This is a genomic window from Pseudomonas sp. NFACC25, assembly GCF_900100935.1.
In the GTDB taxonomy this organism is placed as follows: domain Bacteria; phylum Pseudomonadota; class Gammaproteobacteria; order Pseudomonadales; family Pseudomonadaceae; genus Aquipseudomonas; species Aquipseudomonas marginalis.
In genome coordinates this window covers 621,085-634,803 of sequence record NZ_FMUC01000003.1, presented here as the reverse complement: position 1 = coordinate 634,803, position 13,719 = coordinate 621,085, and the positions used below count along the sequence as shown (strand labels likewise).

Below are 13,719 nucleotides of genomic sequence, written 5' to 3'. Positions count from 1 at the left end.
AGGTGGGCTAGGCGATATGTCGCCAGTCGAGCCCTGAATCTTGATCGGCCAGTTGCAGCCAGTCCGGGTCGCACCCGAGGGTGTCGACAAAACATTGCCGGGCAAGCGTCGGCAGGTTGTTCTTGCTGCTCAAGTGGGCCAGGACCAGGTGTTGCAGGTCTTGCCAGCCCAACTCATACACCAGGTACGCCGCCTGATGGTTGTTCAAATGTCCCAGTTCGCCGCCGACCCGTTGCTTGAGAAAGTACGGATAGTGACCGCGAGCCAACAGGTCTCGGCAGTGGTTGGACTCGATCATCAAGGCATCGAGGTTCCGGTAGCCGTCCAGTACCTTGGCGCAGTAGGAGCCCAGGTCGGTGAGCACGCCGAAACGCCGCTCTCCGTCACTGAATACATACTGCGTCGGTTCCTGGGCGTCGTGCGCCACGGCAATCACATCGATGCTCAGGGCACCGATTTGCAGCTGCTCGCCACCGGCCAGGAAACCTGCGGGTTCTATAGGTTTGCGCATCCCGCGCAGTGTGCCGCGACTGAGGTACACCGGAAGATTGTAGCGCCGAGACAGCAAACCCACGCCATGCACGTGGTCGGCATGTTCGTGGGTCACCAGAATCGCGCTCAGCTGCGAGGGGTGAACCCCCAGGCGCAGCAGGCGCCGCTCGGTTTCCTTTAACGAGAAACCACAATCCACCAGCACGTACGTGTCGTCATGGGCGACCAGCGTGCCGTTCCCTTGGCTACCGCTGCCGAGAACGGCAAAACGCATCGGATCAGCCCAGGTTGTCCTGAATCACGCCCAACACCTTGCGCGCTGTTTCAGCCGGCGCGACGGTGTTGATGTTCTTCTCGACGGTGACCTGCACAGTCTCGCCAACCTTGCTCAAACGCACCTGATAACGCTCGGCGCGGGTTTCGATTTCTTCCTTGGTCGGCTTGCTGCCGAACAGTTTGCCGAAGAAACCAGGCTCTTCGTCTTTGCGCTCGGCCTTTTCAGCCACGTTGATGTAGTACAGGCCCAGGCTGCGGTTGATGTCTTCAACACGCCATGGGCCTTGCTCCAACGCGCGGCCGACGCTGGCCCAGGCGCGATCCAGGTCTTCACCCAGGTTCAGCACCACGTTGCCGCTGCCGTCCTCGGTGAGGCTGACGCGGCTCGGGGTGTCGTAATCACGGGCGGCGAGCAGGGAAACGGAACCGCCCTTCTCGGAGATACGGCTCATGCTGGCCAGCATCTCGTCGACCAATGCCGAGTCGACACCGGTGTTGACCGAGCGGTTGGTGAAGTCGACGTTGGCGGTGCTGCCGGCAGGACGCTCGGCGCTGACCACGTAGACTTCACTGGTGTTGCGCTGTACGCCCGGCTCGATGCGCACACGCACACGGGCTTCGCTGTCGGCGGCGACACCACCGGCCTGCAGGCGCTTGGCCATGGTGGCGGACAGCTCGCTGCCCTGCTGCCATGCCGTGGTGAATTCACCGGTCTGCGGGCGCTGCTCATCGATGCGGAAACCGTTGTCCTGGAAGAACTGCACCGCTACCGGCCAGACTTCTGCAGGTGGGCGCTGCGCCACGATCCAACGCGAATCACCGCTCTTCTGCAGGCTGTAGTCGCTGGCATCCGCCACGGCCGAGATCGGCTGTGGACGTGGCACGACGTATTCACCCTTGGTGGTGTCGTCGGCAACGTTGCGTGGAATCGGCAGCAACGGGTCAAGGCGCTTGGCGACGTTGACGTCCGGCGGCAGTTGCATCGGTTTGGTTGCTTGTGCTTCCAGGTAATCGCTGCCGCGGTCACGGAAGTAGCCTTCCGGGCCCCAGATCCAACCGCAGCCACTGGTGCTGGAGATAATCAAGGCAAGTGCGGAAAGTCCGGCCAATCGCTTCATGCGTAGTGCTTCCTCAATTAAACCAGGACGCCGGACTGGCGCAGGGCCTGTCGCAGCGGTTCGTGACAGGCTTCGCTGAGGCGGGTGAGCGGCAGACGGATACCGTCCGGCATCAGGCCCATCTCGAACAGCGCCCACTTCACGGGAATAGGGTTGGATTCGATAAACAGTGTCTTGTTGAGCGGCATCAGCTTCTCGTGGATCGCACGGGCGGTCACGGCGTCGCCGGCGATGGCAGCGGCACACAGGTCGCTCATGGCGCGCGGGGCCACGTTGGCGGTCACGGAGATATTGCCCTTGCCGCCCAGCAGGATCAGCTCGACAGCCGTGGCGTCGTCACCGGAATACAGCAGGAAATCGCTGCTCACCCCGGCCAGGATGTCCTTGGCGCGCTGCAGGTCGCCGGTGGCTTCCTTGATGCCGATGATGTTCGGCACGGTGGACAGGCGGATCACGGTCTCGGCCTTCATGTCGCACGCGGTACGACCCGGCACGTTATAGAGGATCTGCGGGATGTCGACGGCTTCGGCAATGGTGCGGAAGTGCTGGTACAGGCCTTCCTGGGTCGGCTTGTTGTAGTACGGGGTCACCAGCAGGCAAGCGTCGGCGCCGGCTTTCTTGGCGTTTCGGGTCAGCTCGATGGCTTCGCGCGTCGAGTTGGCGCCCGTGCCGGCGATCACGGCAATACGCCCCGCGACACGCTTGACCACGAATTCGATCACCTGGATGTGTTCTTCCACATCGAGGGTGGCCGATTCACCTGTGGTGCCGACCGCCACGATGGCGTTGGTGCCTTCTTGCAGGTGGAAGTCCACCAGTTTGCCCAGGCTGTCCCAGTCGAGATGACCTTGTGCATCCATGGGTGTGACCAGTGCCACCATACTGCCCGCAATCATGCAACCGCTCCTGCCGGAAAAAGAGAGCCGTAATGGTACTGGCGCCAAGATGCTTGTACAAGCGAAGTACCGCCTGAGGATGCGTTCTGGCGCAACTAAACGACGGGCAATGCCATCATCGGGCCAAAGCACCGGTTGAGACAGGGCAAAATCAGGCGGATCACGTAATGAAAACGCCACCTCCTATCCCTTGGCGACGCTTTTCGCTACCCTTCATGCTTTGATCGATACAGCCCTCACCGTATCGACCGCTCATCGTTTTAGGAAGGCTGCATGTCCACCCCCACAGTTCGCGAACAATTCCTTGTTATCAGTGCCCTCGGCGCCAACCCCATGGAGCTGACCAACGTCCTGTGCCGCGCCAGCCATGAAAACCGCTGTGCCGTGGTGACCTCCCGCCTGACCCGCCATGGCGAGTGCAGTGCGCTGGTCCTGCAGATTTCCGGCACCTGGGATGCCCTGGCGCGCCTGGAGACCGGCCTGCCGGGCCTGGCCAAGAAGCACGACTTCACCGTCAACGTGGTGCGCAGCGCCGCCCTGGAAAATCGCCCGCAGGCGCTTCCTTATGTGGCGTATGTCAGCTCGGCCTACCGCTCGGACATCGTCAATGAGCTGTGCCAGTTCTTCATCGACCATAACGTCGAACTGGAGAACCTGACCTGCGACACCTACCAGGCCCCGCAAACCGGCGGCACCATGCTCAACGCCACCTTCACCGTGACCCTGCCGGCCGGCGTGCAGATCAGTTGGCTGCGCGACCAGTTCCTGGATTTCGCCGATGCCCTGAACCTCGACGCGCTGATCGAGCCGTGGCGCCCACAGAACCCAATGTAAGGAAGTCATCATGGCGGTAGTCATCGATAAACCGGTCGCCGATTTCGAAGCCCAGGCCACCAGCGGCCAGACCTTCAGCCTTGCCACCCTCAAGGGCAAGCAAGTGGTGATCTATTTCTACCCGAAGGACAGCACCCCGGGCTGCACCACCGAAGGCCAGGGTTTCCGTGACCAGTACGCGGCATTCAAGGCGGCCAACACCGAGGTGTTTGGCGTGTCGCGCGACAGCGTGAAGTCCCATGAGAACTTCAAGGGCAAGCAGGAATTCCCGTTCGAGCTGATCAGCGACAAGGATGAGGCGGTCTGCCAGCTGTTCGACGTCATCAAGCTGAAGAAGCTGTACGGCAAGGAATACCTGGGTGTGGATCGCAGCACCTTCCTGATCGACAAGGACGGTGTGCTGCGCCAGGAATGGCGCGGCGTGAAAGTGCCGGGCCATGTGGACGCCGTTCTGGCCGCAGCCCAGGCGTTGAACAAGGCCTGATCTGTAGCGCGGATCACTGCGGCGATGAAGCAGTGATTCGCGCCTCCCCTTACAACAACGGTGCCACCACCGGCTCCTGCCGCGGCCACGCATCCAGCACGGCCTTGAACAGCGTCGCCAGGGGAATCGCAAAGAACACCCCCCAGAATCCCCACAGCCCACCAAACAACAACACTGCACAGATGATCGCCACCGGGTGCAGGTTGACCGCCTCCGAGAACAGCAGCGGCACCAGCACGTTGCCATCCAGGGTCTGGATGATGCCGTAGACCGCCATCAAGTAGATGAACTGGTCGCTCCAGCCCCACTGGAACAAGGCGATCAAGGTCACCGGCACCGTCACCACCACGGCACCGACATACGGCACCACCACCGAAATCCCTACCAGCAGTGCCAGCAAGGCGGCGTAGTTGAGGTCCAGTGCGATAAACGCGATGTAGGTAACGCCCCCGCAGATAATGATCTCGATGACCTTGCCACGAATGTAGTTGGCGATCTGCCGGTTCATTTCTTCGGCCACCCGGGTGATCAGCGCTCGTTCGCGGGGCAGATAGCCGCTCACCCAACGTCCGATCATGGCGCGGTCCTTGAGGAAGAAGAACACCAGGATCGGTACGAGCACCAGGTAGATCATGATGTTGACCAGCAGCGGCAGGCTGGACAGGGAAAAGGTCAGCGCCCATTGCCCGAATTTTCCGATTTCGCCCCGTGCCACTTCTATGGCCTGCAACACCTGCTCGTCCGACACCAGATGCGGGTAGCGCTCCGGCAACAGCAGCAACAACGACTGCCACTTGGCGAGCATGCCCGGCAACTCGTTGAACAACGTGATCAGTTGGTGCCACAGCAGCGGCAATACCACGACGACAAACACCACCAGCAGCCCCATGAACAAGGCGAATACCAGGCCCACTGCCGCGCCGCCCGGCAAGCGTAGACGCTCCAGGGTGGTGACCAGGCCCTGCATCAGGTAAGCCAGCACCATCCCCGCCAATACCGGCGCCAGCATGCCTCCCAAGGTGAGTACGGCCGTAAAGGCCAGAAACAGCAGGACCGCCAGCACCACGGCTTCTTCATCGGAGAAGTAGCGCTGGATCCAGTCTCGTAACACTTTGAACATCAATCAACCTCGGGTGGTAGGGGCAAACGGTTCAGGCCTTGCGCAACCAGTAACGGTACACACCGGCGGCGTCTTCTTCATGCAGCAGGGTATGGCCGGCCAGCTTGGCGAAGGTGCGAAAATCACGCTGGGAACCTGCGTCGGTGGCGATCACCTTGAGCACAGCGCCACTGGCCAATCGATTGAGTTCCAGCTTGGCCTTGAGCAGAGGCAACGGGCAATTGAGGCCGCTGGCATCGAGTTCGGCATCAAAGGCTACAGCGTCGGTCATGGTTTTACTCCGGGCACGCATTCGGGGTGCTTAGAATATCTGGTCCGAAGCTCAGTGTCCGGCTACAGTAAGCTCTTTGTCGAAAGGCTCTGTGCATGACTTTTTTGCGCCCCACCCTGCTGACGCTGGCTTGCCTGCTGGCCTCCCCAGGCTTCGCTGACGACCTGCCGTCACTTGGCGACGCCAGTTCTGCCATTGTCTCGCCGCAACAGGAATATCAGCTGGGCCGCGCCTGGCTGGCCTACCTACGGGGCCAGGTCTCGCAGTTGAACGACCCGCAGCTCAAGGATTACGTCGAAACCAGCGTGTACAAGCTGGTGGAAACCAGCCAGGTGAATGACCGGCGCCTGGAATTCATCCTGATCAACAGCCCGCAGCTGAACGCCTTTGCCGCACCCGGCGGTATCGTCGGCGTGAACGGCGGCCTGTTTCTCAATGCCCAGACCGAAGGGGAATACGCGTCGGTGCTGGCCCACGAACTGGCTCACTTGTCCCAGCGTCACTTCGCCCGTGGTGTCGAGGCGCAGCAGCGCATGCAGATCCCGATGATGGCCGCCCTCCTCGGCGGCATCATTGCGGCCGCCGCCGGTGCCGGGGATGCCGGGATTGCTGCGATTGCCGGCACCCAGGCGGCGGCCATCCAGGAACAACGACGATTCTCTCGCCAGAATGAACAGGAAGCGGACCGTATCGGCATCGTCAACCTGGAGAAAGCCGGCTACGACCCGCGTTCCATGCCGACCATGTTCGAACGCCTGATGCGTCAGTACCGCTTCGACGCCAAGCCGCCGGAATTCCTGCTGACTCACCCGGTGACCGAATCGCGTATCGCCGACACCCGCAACCGCGCGGAACAAGCCAAGGCCGGTGGCAAGGAAGACAGCCTGCGCTACCAGCTGATTCGCGCACGGGTACAGCTGCAATACGAAGACACCTCCGGACTCGCCGCCAAGCGCTTCCAGGCGCAACTGGACGAAAATCCTAAAAACGACGTGGCGCGCTATGGCCTGGCCATCGCCCAGATCAAGGCCTCCCAGTTCAAGCAGGCACGGGAAAGCCTGCAACCCTTGCTGGCCAAGGCGCCCAATGACATCACCTACAACCTGGCGCAGATCCAGTTGGACATCGACAACAACCACCTGCCCGATGCCCAGCAACGCACGGATCGGATGCTGACCCAATACCCCGGCAACTACCCGCTGAATCAGATTCGGGTAGATCTGTTGCTTAAACAGAATCGCACCGCCGATGCGGAAAAGGCCCTGGATGGCTTGCTCAAGTCGCGCCCGGACGATCCGGATGTGTGGTACCAGGTCGCCGAGACGCGTGGTTTGTCGGGCAATATCATCGGCCTGCATCAGGCTCGCGCCGAATACTTTGCATTGGTGGGCGACTTCCAGCAGGCGATTCAGCAGTTGGACTTTGCCAAACGTCGCGCCGGCAGCAATTTCCCGTTGTCGTCACGTATCGATGCACGTCAGCGTGAGTTGATCGAACAGGAGCGCCTGGTTAAAGGCATGATGGGCTAGACCCATCGCCCACAAAAAAGCCCCGCCCTCGTAAAACGAAGGCGGGGCTTTTTATTGGCCGGGTGGGTTACTCGGCCAGCTTGAAGGTAATGAAGCTGGCACGCCCCTGGCGAAGCACGCGCATCGATACCGAGCGGTTCTTCGGCAACGCCTTGGCGATGTCGGTGAACTGCTTGGTAGTCTCAATCGCCTGATTGTTCAGGTGAGTGATCACGTCGCCAGGCTGCAGGCCGATCAAGGCTGCCGGGCCGTCCTGCACTTCCTTGATCACCACGCCGCTCTTGAGATCGAAGGCTTTCTTCTGCTCGTCAGTCAGCTCGGCCACGGCAATGCCCAGGCGATTGCTGCTGCGCTCGGCGCCCGGCTTGGTGTTACCCAGGGCATCCAGGGTCGCGCCCTCTTCAGGGATCGCTCCTACAGTCAGCTCGACATTCTGGCGCTTGCCATCACGAATCACTTCCAACTTGGCCTTGCTGCCGGCCTTGAGTGCGCCAACCAGGTGCGGCAGGTCGGCCGACATAACGATCGGTTGACCGTTCATGCTCAGGATCACGTCGCCCACTTGCAGACCGCCTTTGGCAGCCGGGCCGTCATCCTGGATTTGCGCGACCAGGGCGCCCGCCGGCTTGTCGAGGCCGAAGGATTCAGCCAGGTCCTTGTTCACTTCCTGAATCACCACGCCCAACCAGCCACGGCTGACCTTGCCACCGCTTTTCAGCTGATTGGAAACATCCATGGCCACGTCGATAGGAATGGCGAACGAAACCCCCATGAAGCCACCGGAACGGGTGTAGATCTGCGAGTTGATCCCCACCACTTCGCCCGCCAGGTTGAACAACGGGCCACCGGAGTTGCCCGGGTTGATCGGCACGTCGGTCTGGATGAACGGCACATAGTTCTCGTTCGGCAGGCTGCGACCAATGGCACTGACGATACCCTGGGTAACGGTATGGTCAAAACCAAACGGCGAGCCGATGGCTACCACCCACTGCCCCGCCTTCAGGTCCTGGGACTTGCCCAGCTTCAGCACCGGCAGGTCCTTGCCCTCGATCTTCAGCAAGGCCACGTCGGAACGCGGATCGGTGCCGACCAATTTGGCTTTCAGCTCACTGCGATCGGCCAGGCGTACGAGGATCTCGTCGGCGTCGGCAATCACATGGTTATTGGTGAGGATGTAGCCATCTGGCGAAATGATGAAGCCCGACCCCAGGGACTGCGCTTCACGCTGGCCACCACCGCCACCACGGGGCGCACGCGGTTGTGGCATGCCACGCTCGAAGAACTCGCGCAGCATCGGCGGCAGGCCTTCCAGGTCAGGCATCTGCTGGTTGGAGACTTTGCGATCCGGCAGCTTCTGGGTGGTACTGATGTTCACCACGGCAGGCGAGGCTTGCTCAACCAATTGGGTGAAGTCAGGCAACTCGACCGCTTGCGCGGGCACGGCCTGACCCAGCACCAATACCGTGGCGACTATGGATAGGTAAGACTTCAAACGTGGTATCGACATACAGCTCCCGTTACGACGAGCAGGGTTGAGCGACAGGGTTCAAGAAACGCCGAAAACTGCGAACGACATCTTTGTTCCGCGAACAAAACAAGGCCAGGGCCAACAAGCCCTGACCTATAAAAAACATGGGAGATTTTTGCAAGTGAAAATGCTGATCCAGACATTTCATGCTCTCGGCAGCCAACCTGGCATGGGCGTACTGTGAAAGATCCGGATGAACATAGGATTAACGACTCACGGCTTGGGGGTGGCCTTTTTTTCACCGCGCACCGACAGTGCGATGCGTTCGGCGGTGCCAATAGGTATTTCGCCGACCACAGTCACCATCATTTCGCCATCCACCGTATTCAAGCGACGAGATACAGCGACCGTGGGGCCTAATTGGGTGCGAGTCTCGGTCACGCTCACATCGCTGATCGGCTCGAGAAACACCGAGAAGCGCGCCAGTCCATCTTCATACATCAGGCTGTCGACCGTGGCCTTGGTATGGGGATCCTTGCGGGCGCTGCTATTGGTCAGCTGAAAGCCTGGCGGCAACCACTCCAAGTGCCACGCCTCGGTGGCCTCTACGGCCGCTGCCTTGGTGTCGCCGACGGCGATGGAGGTGCATTCGCCGCTGGGCTGCAAGTCGCGATCATTAGGCGTGGTGGAGGTGTCCAATCGAGTGAACTGAAAGCGCTCCAGCAACTGCCCTTGATCATTCAGCAACAAGGATTTGAGCGGCAAGGCAGTTTCACGATCAAGATGCAGCTCAAAACCGTAGCGGTATTGATCACGGGGTGTAATCGACACAATCACTGCATTACGACCGGCCACGCGAGATTTGCCGATAACGGCCAGTTCGTAGAATTGATTGAGTCTTTGCGGATCGAGGGCGCGCGAGGGCGCATCACGCGAATTGCCAAGGCCGGCGACAAGAGTGCCGCTGACGCACTGAGTGCGGCCATCTACGCGAACGACTTCCTGGGCAGAACCATCAAGCTGCAAAAGCCGCTCGCGGACCTGGCCATTCTGGACACGATGCCAGATGTCATGGGTAGAAAAACTGCCATTACGTTCGTAGACAAACGTACCTTGAAAACTTTGCTGCTGCTCAGCACGCCCAAGTCGAGTCAGCCAGTCTTGGGCGTCGTCGGCATGGGCGGGGAGTGCAAACCAACCACTGAGCAATAAGGTAAGGAGCGGTATGGCGCGCATAGGGCTCCTTAACGGATCAGCGGTTTTCCAGGCTTGCAGCGCGAGCGTATGGCAGAGCGCTTTCAGTGCCTTTCAAGGCGGATTCCTGTGCGTGTTGGCGCAGGTAGCCTGGAAGACGCTGGTCCTGCCAGCCGGATTGCCCTTGCAGCACACCGTTGGCCATAGGGCCGGTGGTGTCGGAGCTTTCCTTGTAGCCGGCCAGTACCGCTGGGCCTTTGACTTGCGGACCGGCCATGACCGGTTGCTGAGTCTGCTGGGCCAGTTCGGCACCGGCGATTTCGTCCTGGTTGTACAGGCGAACACCGGCCAGCACTGCAACAGTCACCGAAGCAGCCACTGCCAGGCGACCCAGGCTGCGCCAAGGGCCACGAGCAGCTTTTGCCGGAACGGCTTCATCAGCCAGCGCGGCAGAAACGGCCGCAGCAATATCCAGACGAGGGATTAGAAGATCCTTGTGCATCACCGCCCGAGCGACTTGGTAACGAGACCAGGTATCACGGGTTTCGGCATCATCAAATGCATTGAGCACTCGACGAAGTTCCAGTTCATCCGCTTCGTTATCCATCACTGCGGACAGCGATTCCTGCAGGGCATCACGACTCATGGCGGTTCCTCTCTTGGCTGTCGCCGCTGTCTTTAGTTTTCCTGCAACAACGGTTGCAAGGCTTTATCGATGGCTTCCCGGGCCCGGAAAATCCGTGACCTTACAGTCCCCACCGGACACTGCATGACGCTCGCAATGTCTTCGTAACTCAGACCATCGAATTCACGTAAAGTTAACGCCGTACGCAAATCTTCTGGCAGTTGCTGAATCGTGCGATGAACGGTGCCTTCGATCTCGTCGCGCAGCAATGCACGCTCCGGCGACTCGAGATCTTTGAGGCCGTGATCACCATCGTAAAATTCTGCATCTTCTGAACTTACATCACTATCCGGTGGGCGGCGTCCGCGAGACACCAGATAGTTCTTCGCCGTGTTGATGGCGATGCGGTAGAGCCACGTGTAAAACGCACTATCACCGCGGAAATTGCCCAGTGCACGGTACGCCTTGATAAAGGCTTCCTGTGCAACGTCCTGCGCTTCATGGGTGTCGTGCACAAACCGCACGATCAACCCGAGAATTTTGTGCTGGTATTTCAGCACTAGCAGATCAAATGCTCGCTTGTCACCGCGTTGAACGCGCTCGACCAGCTGCTGATCCTCTTCCTGGGTTAGCATGAACACTCCTCGTTGTACTTGAAGGAGGCTTGCATAACTAAACGATCAGGCTTGCAAACATAGACTCGGACTTTTCGCAAAAGTTCTCCCCCTTCAAGCAAGTTTCCGGCATGCACTGATTTGGCACACACGAAAAACGCAGCGCGGGCAACGCCGGCTGCGCGAATAATCTTGTCGTCGGTTTTCTGACGCGTCCAATGCTCCCGACGGGCCAATAAACTCAACGTTTCCCAGCTTTCGGGCAACCTGCTATTGAGTCGAGGCTTATGCAAAAAGTTCCCATCTCAATAACCTGCCGATTTTACCCGAGCCGTGCACCGTAATCTCACATTGCCACGAATGCCCGGCTATTGTGCCGCTCCCCCCCTCTATATACTAGTGGCCCGTGTGACCCTTTGATTCGCCGATCCAGGCGTCCTGTTTGCGCCAGCCCTGTGGATCGCTTTTTGCGGAATCCTTCAAATGAGCCAACAGTTTCAACACGATGTCCTGGTGATCGGTAGCGGCGCGGCCGGCTTGAGCCTTGCACTTACCCTTCCCAGCCACTTGCGCATTGCCGTCCTGAGCAAAGGCGACCTGGCCAACGGTTCGACATTCTGGGCCCAGGGCGGTGTCGCCGCGGTGCTGGACGACACCGATACGGTGCAATCCCACGTTGAAGACACCCTCAACGCCGGCGGTGGCCTGTGCAACGAAGACGCGGTGCGCTTCACCGTCGAGCATAGCCGCGAGGCGATCCAATGGCTGATCGACCAGGGCGTGCCCTTCACCCGCGATGAACACGCAGGCAGCGATGACGGCGGCTTCGAGTTCCATCTGACCCGCGAAGGCGGCCACAGCCATCGCCGTATCATCCACGCCGCCGATGCCACCGGTGCCGCGATCTTCAGGACCTTGCTCGACCAGGCCCGCCAACGCCCCAACATCGAATTGCTGGAACAACGCGTCGCTGTCGACCTGATCACCGAAAAGCGCCTGGGCCTGCCGGGCGAACGCTGCCTCGGCGCCTATGTGCTCAACCGCGCCAGCGGCGAAGTGGATACTTATGGTGCGCGCTTCACCATCCTCGCCTCCGGCGGCGCCGCCAAGGTCTACCTCTATACCAGCAACCCCGACGGCGCCTGCGGCGACGGCATTGCCATGGCATGGCGCTCGGGCTGCCGGGTGGCCAACCTGGAATTCAACCAGTTCCACCCCACCTGCCTTTATCACCCACAGGCCAAGAGCTTCCTGATCACCGAAGCCCTGCGCGGCGAAGGTGCACACCTCAAGCTGCCCAATGGTGAGCGCTTCATGCAGCGTTTCGACCCGCGCGCCGAGCTGGCTCCACGGGATATTGTCGCCCGCGCCATCGACCATGAAATGAAGCGCCTGGGCATCGACTGCGTCTACCTGGACATCAGCCAAAAGCCCGAAGCGTTCATCAAGACCCACTTCCCGACCGTCTACGAGCGCTGCCTGGCGTTCAACATCGACATCACCAAAGGCCCGATCCCGGTGGTGCCGGCGGCGCACTACACCTGCGGCGGCGTGATGGTCGACCAACATGGGCGTACCGATGTACCCGGCCTGTACGCGATTGGCGAAACCAGCTTCACCGGCCTGCACGGCGCCAACCGCATGGCCAGCAACTCACTGCTCGAATGCTTCGTCTACGCCCGCTCGGCCGCAGCCGACATTCTCGAACAACTGCCGCGCATCCCGGTGCCGGCCGCCCTGCCCCGCTGGGATGCCAGCCAGGTTACCGACTCGGACGAAGACGTGATCATCGCCCACAACTGGGACGAGCTGCGGCGCTTCATGTGGGATTACGTGGGGATCGTGCGCACCAACAAGCGCCTGCAACGGGCACAGCACCGGGTGCGATTGCTGCTGGATGAGATTGATGAGTTCTACAGCAACTATAAGGTCAGCCGTGACCTGATCGAACTGCGCAACCTGGCCCAAGTCGCGGAGTTGATGATCCGTTCGGCCATGGAACGCAAGGAAAGCCGGGGCCTGCACTACACCCTCGACTACCCGCAGATGTTGCCCGAGGCCCGCGACACTATTCTGGTGCCAACCACCTACGGCGGCTGAACTTCAAGCGAACCCGCAGGCGCCGGTGCACATCGGCGGCCTGCGAATCCGTCGGCACGCAGACCGAGCGAACCCGCCATTCCCCCGGTACGCGATAGCGCAACACCACAATCAGCGGCAACGCCAGGCTGTCGGGGCGCAGCTGCACGCGATGCCAGCCGCGCTCACCGCTGAATAATTGCCAGCCCTCTTCATCCCGTCGCAGGCCACGAATCGACGAACGGTGAGTCAGCAGGACATAACGCGGCAATACCCAGGCAGCCTGGGCCAGGCACGCCAGCACGCCGAGGACGGCAAAGGGAGCGTCGAGGACCATCAGCGCACCCAGCGCGAACAGCTGGGCAAGGAGATACGCCGCCAGCAGCAGCCGTGAGGCCTGCCAGCGGCATTCAAAACGATTACTTGGGCTGGACACGATCCAGGATCATCCGGACCATGCGCTGCAGTTCAGGATCTTCGGATTCGGCCCGCTCCATGAACCAGCCGAACATGTCCTGATCTTCGCAAGTCAGCAGCCTGACGTAGAGATCGCGATCTTCCTTATTGAGCGTCGCATACACCTCTTTGGTAAAAGGCACCAGCAACACATCAAGCTCAAGCATGCCACGACGGCTGTGCCAGTAGAGACGATTGATTTCTACATCTTCGACCATGGAGCGCTCCTCAAATAGAGTGCAAGTATACAGGCCCGACGGCAC

Annotated in this window: 16 protein-coding genes; 5 read left to right on the top strand and 11 right to left on the bottom strand. The window is 60.4% G+C overall.

Features of this window, described 5'->3' with window-relative positions; genetic code table 11:
- Positions 1 to 7 precede the first annotated feature (7 nt).
- Genes BLQ09_RS10670 through dapA form a run of 3 tightly spaced genes read right to left on the bottom strand, consistent with a single transcriptional unit; the run spans position 8 to position 2,782 of the window.
- Positions 8 to 766: an MBL fold metallo-hydrolase gene (locus tag BLQ09_RS10670; RefSeq protein ID WP_027604310.1), complete on the bottom strand. Its 759-nt coding sequence runs from the start codon at positions 764 to 766 to the stop codon at positions 8 to 10.
- A 4-nt stretch (positions 767 to 770) separates the two neighbouring features.
- On the bottom strand, positions 771 to 1,886 hold the full coding sequence (bamC, locus tag BLQ09_RS10665; protein WP_027604311.1) for an outer membrane protein assembly factor BamC: 1,116 nt from the start codon (positions 1,884 to 1,886) through the stop codon (positions 771 to 773).
- A 17-nt stretch (positions 1,887 to 1,903) separates the two neighbouring features.
- Complete coding sequence (gene dapA / locus BLQ09_RS10660; protein ID WP_065928210.1) at positions 1,904 to 2,782, bottom strand: 4-hydroxy-tetrahydrodipicolinate synthase; 879 nt, start codon at positions 2,780 to 2,782, stop codon at positions 1,904 to 1,906.
- Positions 2,783 to 3,055: 273 nt separating this feature from the next.
- Between dapA and BLQ09_RS10655 the strand changes: the two genes are divergently transcribed.
- Positions 3,056 to 3,616: a glycine cleavage system transcriptional repressor gene (locus BLQ09_RS10655; protein WP_003172487.1), complete on the top strand. Its 561-nt coding sequence runs from the start codon at positions 3,056 to 3,058 to the stop codon at positions 3,614 to 3,616.
- 10 nt (positions 3,617 to 3,626) lie between these two features.
- Positions 3,627 to 4,100 carry a peroxiredoxin gene (locus BLQ09_RS10650; RefSeq protein WP_027604313.1) on the top strand — a complete coding sequence of 158 codons (474 nt, stop codon included), beginning with the start codon at positions 3,627 to 3,629 and terminating at the stop codon, positions 4,098 to 4,100.
- A 49-nt stretch (positions 4,101 to 4,149) separates the two neighbouring features.
- Here BLQ09_RS10650 and BLQ09_RS10645 read toward each other — a convergent pair whose 3' ends face one another.
- Positions 4,150 to 5,220, bottom strand: a complete 1,071-nt coding sequence (locus BLQ09_RS10645) for an AI-2E family transporter (RefSeq protein WP_027604314.1) — start codon at positions 5,218 to 5,220, stop codon at positions 4,150 to 4,152.
- A gap of 31 nt (positions 5,221 to 5,251) precedes the next feature.
- The gene (locus tag BLQ09_RS10640; protein WP_010212198.1) at positions 5,252 to 5,491 is read right to left on the bottom strand and encodes a sulfurtransferase TusA family protein; all 240 of its coding nucleotides are present in this window, start codon (positions 5,489 to 5,491) and stop codon (positions 5,252 to 5,254) included.
- Positions 5,492 to 5,586: 95 nt separating this feature from the next.
- Here BLQ09_RS10640 and BLQ09_RS10635 point away from each other — a divergent pair, with 95 nt between their 5' ends.
- Positions 5,587 to 7,020 (top strand): M48 family metalloprotease, encoded by a 1,434-nt coding sequence (locus tag BLQ09_RS10635; RefSeq protein WP_027604315.1) that lies wholly within the window; start codon positions 5,587 to 5,589, stop codon positions 7,018 to 7,020.
- Positions 7,021 to 7,087: 67 nt separating this feature from the next.
- Here the strand turns inward: BLQ09_RS10635 and BLQ09_RS10630 are convergent, their stop codons facing one another.
- Entirely contained in the window at positions 7,088 to 8,527 is a 1,440-nt protein-coding gene (locus BLQ09_RS10630; RefSeq protein ID WP_027604316.1) for a DegQ family serine endoprotease, read from the bottom strand.
- A 25-nt stretch (positions 8,528 to 8,552) separates the two neighbouring features.
- Here BLQ09_RS10630 and BLQ09_RS30965 point away from each other — a divergent pair, with 25 nt between their 5' ends.
- Positions 8,553 to 8,732 carry a hypothetical protein gene (locus BLQ09_RS30965; RefSeq protein ID WP_133822131.1) on the top strand — a complete coding sequence of 60 codons (180 nt, stop codon included), beginning with the start codon at positions 8,553 to 8,555 and terminating at the stop codon, positions 8,730 to 8,732.
- Between the two features lie 29 nt (positions 8,733 to 8,761).
- Here the strand turns inward: BLQ09_RS30965 and BLQ09_RS10625 are convergent, their stop codons facing one another.
- Genes BLQ09_RS10625 through rpoE form a run of 3 tightly spaced genes read right to left on the bottom strand, consistent with a single transcriptional unit; the run spans position 8,762 to position 10,942 of the window.
- Complete coding sequence (locus BLQ09_RS10625; RefSeq protein ID WP_051429320.1) at positions 8,762 to 9,724, bottom strand: MucB/RseB C-terminal domain-containing protein; 963 nt, start codon at positions 9,722 to 9,724, stop codon at positions 8,762 to 8,764.
- Positions 9,725 to 9,740: 16 nt separating this feature from the next.
- Positions 9,741 to 10,328 (bottom strand): sigma-E factor negative regulatory protein, encoded by a 588-nt coding sequence (locus tag BLQ09_RS10620; protein ID WP_003172479.1) that lies wholly within the window; start codon positions 10,326 to 10,328, stop codon positions 9,741 to 9,743.
- A 32-nt stretch (positions 10,329 to 10,360) separates the two neighbouring features.
- Positions 10,361 to 10,942 carry an RNA polymerase sigma factor RpoE/AlgU gene (rpoE, locus tag BLQ09_RS10615; RefSeq protein WP_003172477.1) on the bottom strand — a complete coding sequence of 194 codons (582 nt, stop codon included), beginning with the start codon at positions 10,940 to 10,942 and terminating at the stop codon, positions 10,361 to 10,363.
- Positions 10,943 to 11,404: 462 nt separating this feature from the next.
- Here rpoE and nadB point away from each other — a divergent pair, with 462 nt between their 5' ends.
- Positions 11,405 to 13,021, top strand: a complete 1,617-nt coding sequence (gene nadB, locus BLQ09_RS10610; RefSeq protein WP_027604319.1) for an L-aspartate oxidase — start codon at positions 11,405 to 11,407, stop codon at positions 13,019 to 13,021.
- Here the strand turns inward: nadB and BLQ09_RS10605 are convergent.
- Positions 12,990 to 13,436 (bottom strand): protein YgfX, encoded by a 447-nt coding sequence (locus BLQ09_RS10605; RefSeq protein ID WP_027604320.1) that lies wholly within the window; start codon positions 13,434 to 13,436, stop codon positions 12,990 to 12,992. The two genes, nadB and BLQ09_RS10605, sit on opposite strands and share 32 nt — an antisense overlap.
- Positions 13,420 to 13,674: an FAD assembly factor SdhE gene (locus BLQ09_RS10600; RefSeq protein WP_027604321.1), complete on the bottom strand. Its 255-nt coding sequence runs from the start codon at positions 13,672 to 13,674 to the stop codon at positions 13,420 to 13,422. Before BLQ09_RS10600 ends, BLQ09_RS10605 begins: the two co-directional genes overlap by 17 nt.
- Positions 13,675 to 13,719 lie beyond the last annotated feature (45 nt).

Excerpts from the sequence above, each read along its gene's own strand:
- BLQ09_RS10670 (WP_027604310.1), bottom strand. The coding sequence starts at position 766 with ATGCGTTTTGCCGTTCTCGGCAGCGGTAGCCAAGGGAACGGCACGCTG.
- bamC (WP_027604311.1), bottom strand. The coding sequence starts at position 1,886 with ATGAAGCGATTGGCCGGACTTTCCGCACTTGCCTTGATTATCTCCAGC.
- dapA (WP_065928210.1), bottom strand. The coding sequence starts at position 2,782 with ATGATTGCGGGCAGTATGGTGGCACTGGTCACACCCATGGATGCACAA.
- BLQ09_RS10655 (WP_003172487.1), top strand. The coding sequence starts at position 3,056 with ATGTCCACCCCCACAGTTCGCGAACAATTCCTTGTTATCAGTGCCCTC.
- BLQ09_RS10650 (WP_027604313.1), top strand. The coding sequence starts at position 3,627 with ATGGCGGTAGTCATCGATAAACCGGTCGCCGATTTCGAAGCCCAGGCC.
- BLQ09_RS10645 (WP_027604314.1), bottom strand. The coding sequence starts at position 5,220 with ATGTTCAAAGTGTTACGAGACTGGATCCAGCGCTACTTCTCCGATGAA.
- BLQ09_RS10640 (WP_010212198.1), bottom strand. The coding sequence starts at position 5,491 with ATGACCGACGCTGTAGCCTTTGATGCCGAACTCGATGCCAGCGGCCTC.
- BLQ09_RS10635 (WP_027604315.1), top strand. The coding sequence starts at position 5,587 with ATGACTTTTTTGCGCCCCACCCTGCTGACGCTGGCTTGCCTGCTGGCC.
- BLQ09_RS10630 (WP_027604316.1), bottom strand. The coding sequence starts at position 8,527 with ATGTCGATACCACGTTTGAAGTCTTACCTATCCATAGTCGCCACGGTA.
- BLQ09_RS10625 (WP_051429320.1), bottom strand. The coding sequence starts at position 9,724 with ATGCGCGCCATACCGCTCCTTACCTTATTGCTCAGTGGTTGGTTTGCA.
- BLQ09_RS10620 (WP_003172479.1), bottom strand. The coding sequence starts at position 10,328 with ATGAGTCGTGATGCCCTGCAGGAATCGCTGTCCGCAGTGATGGATAAC.
- rpoE (WP_003172477.1), bottom strand. The coding sequence starts at position 10,942 with ATGCTAACCCAGGAAGAGGATCAGCAGCTGGTCGAGCGCGTTCAACGC.
- nadB (WP_027604319.1), top strand. The coding sequence starts at position 11,405 with ATGAGCCAACAGTTTCAACACGATGTCCTGGTGATCGGTAGCGGCGCG.
- BLQ09_RS10600 (WP_027604321.1), bottom strand. The coding sequence starts at position 13,674 with ATGGTCGAAGATGTAGAAATCAATCGTCTCTACTGGCACAGCCGTCGT.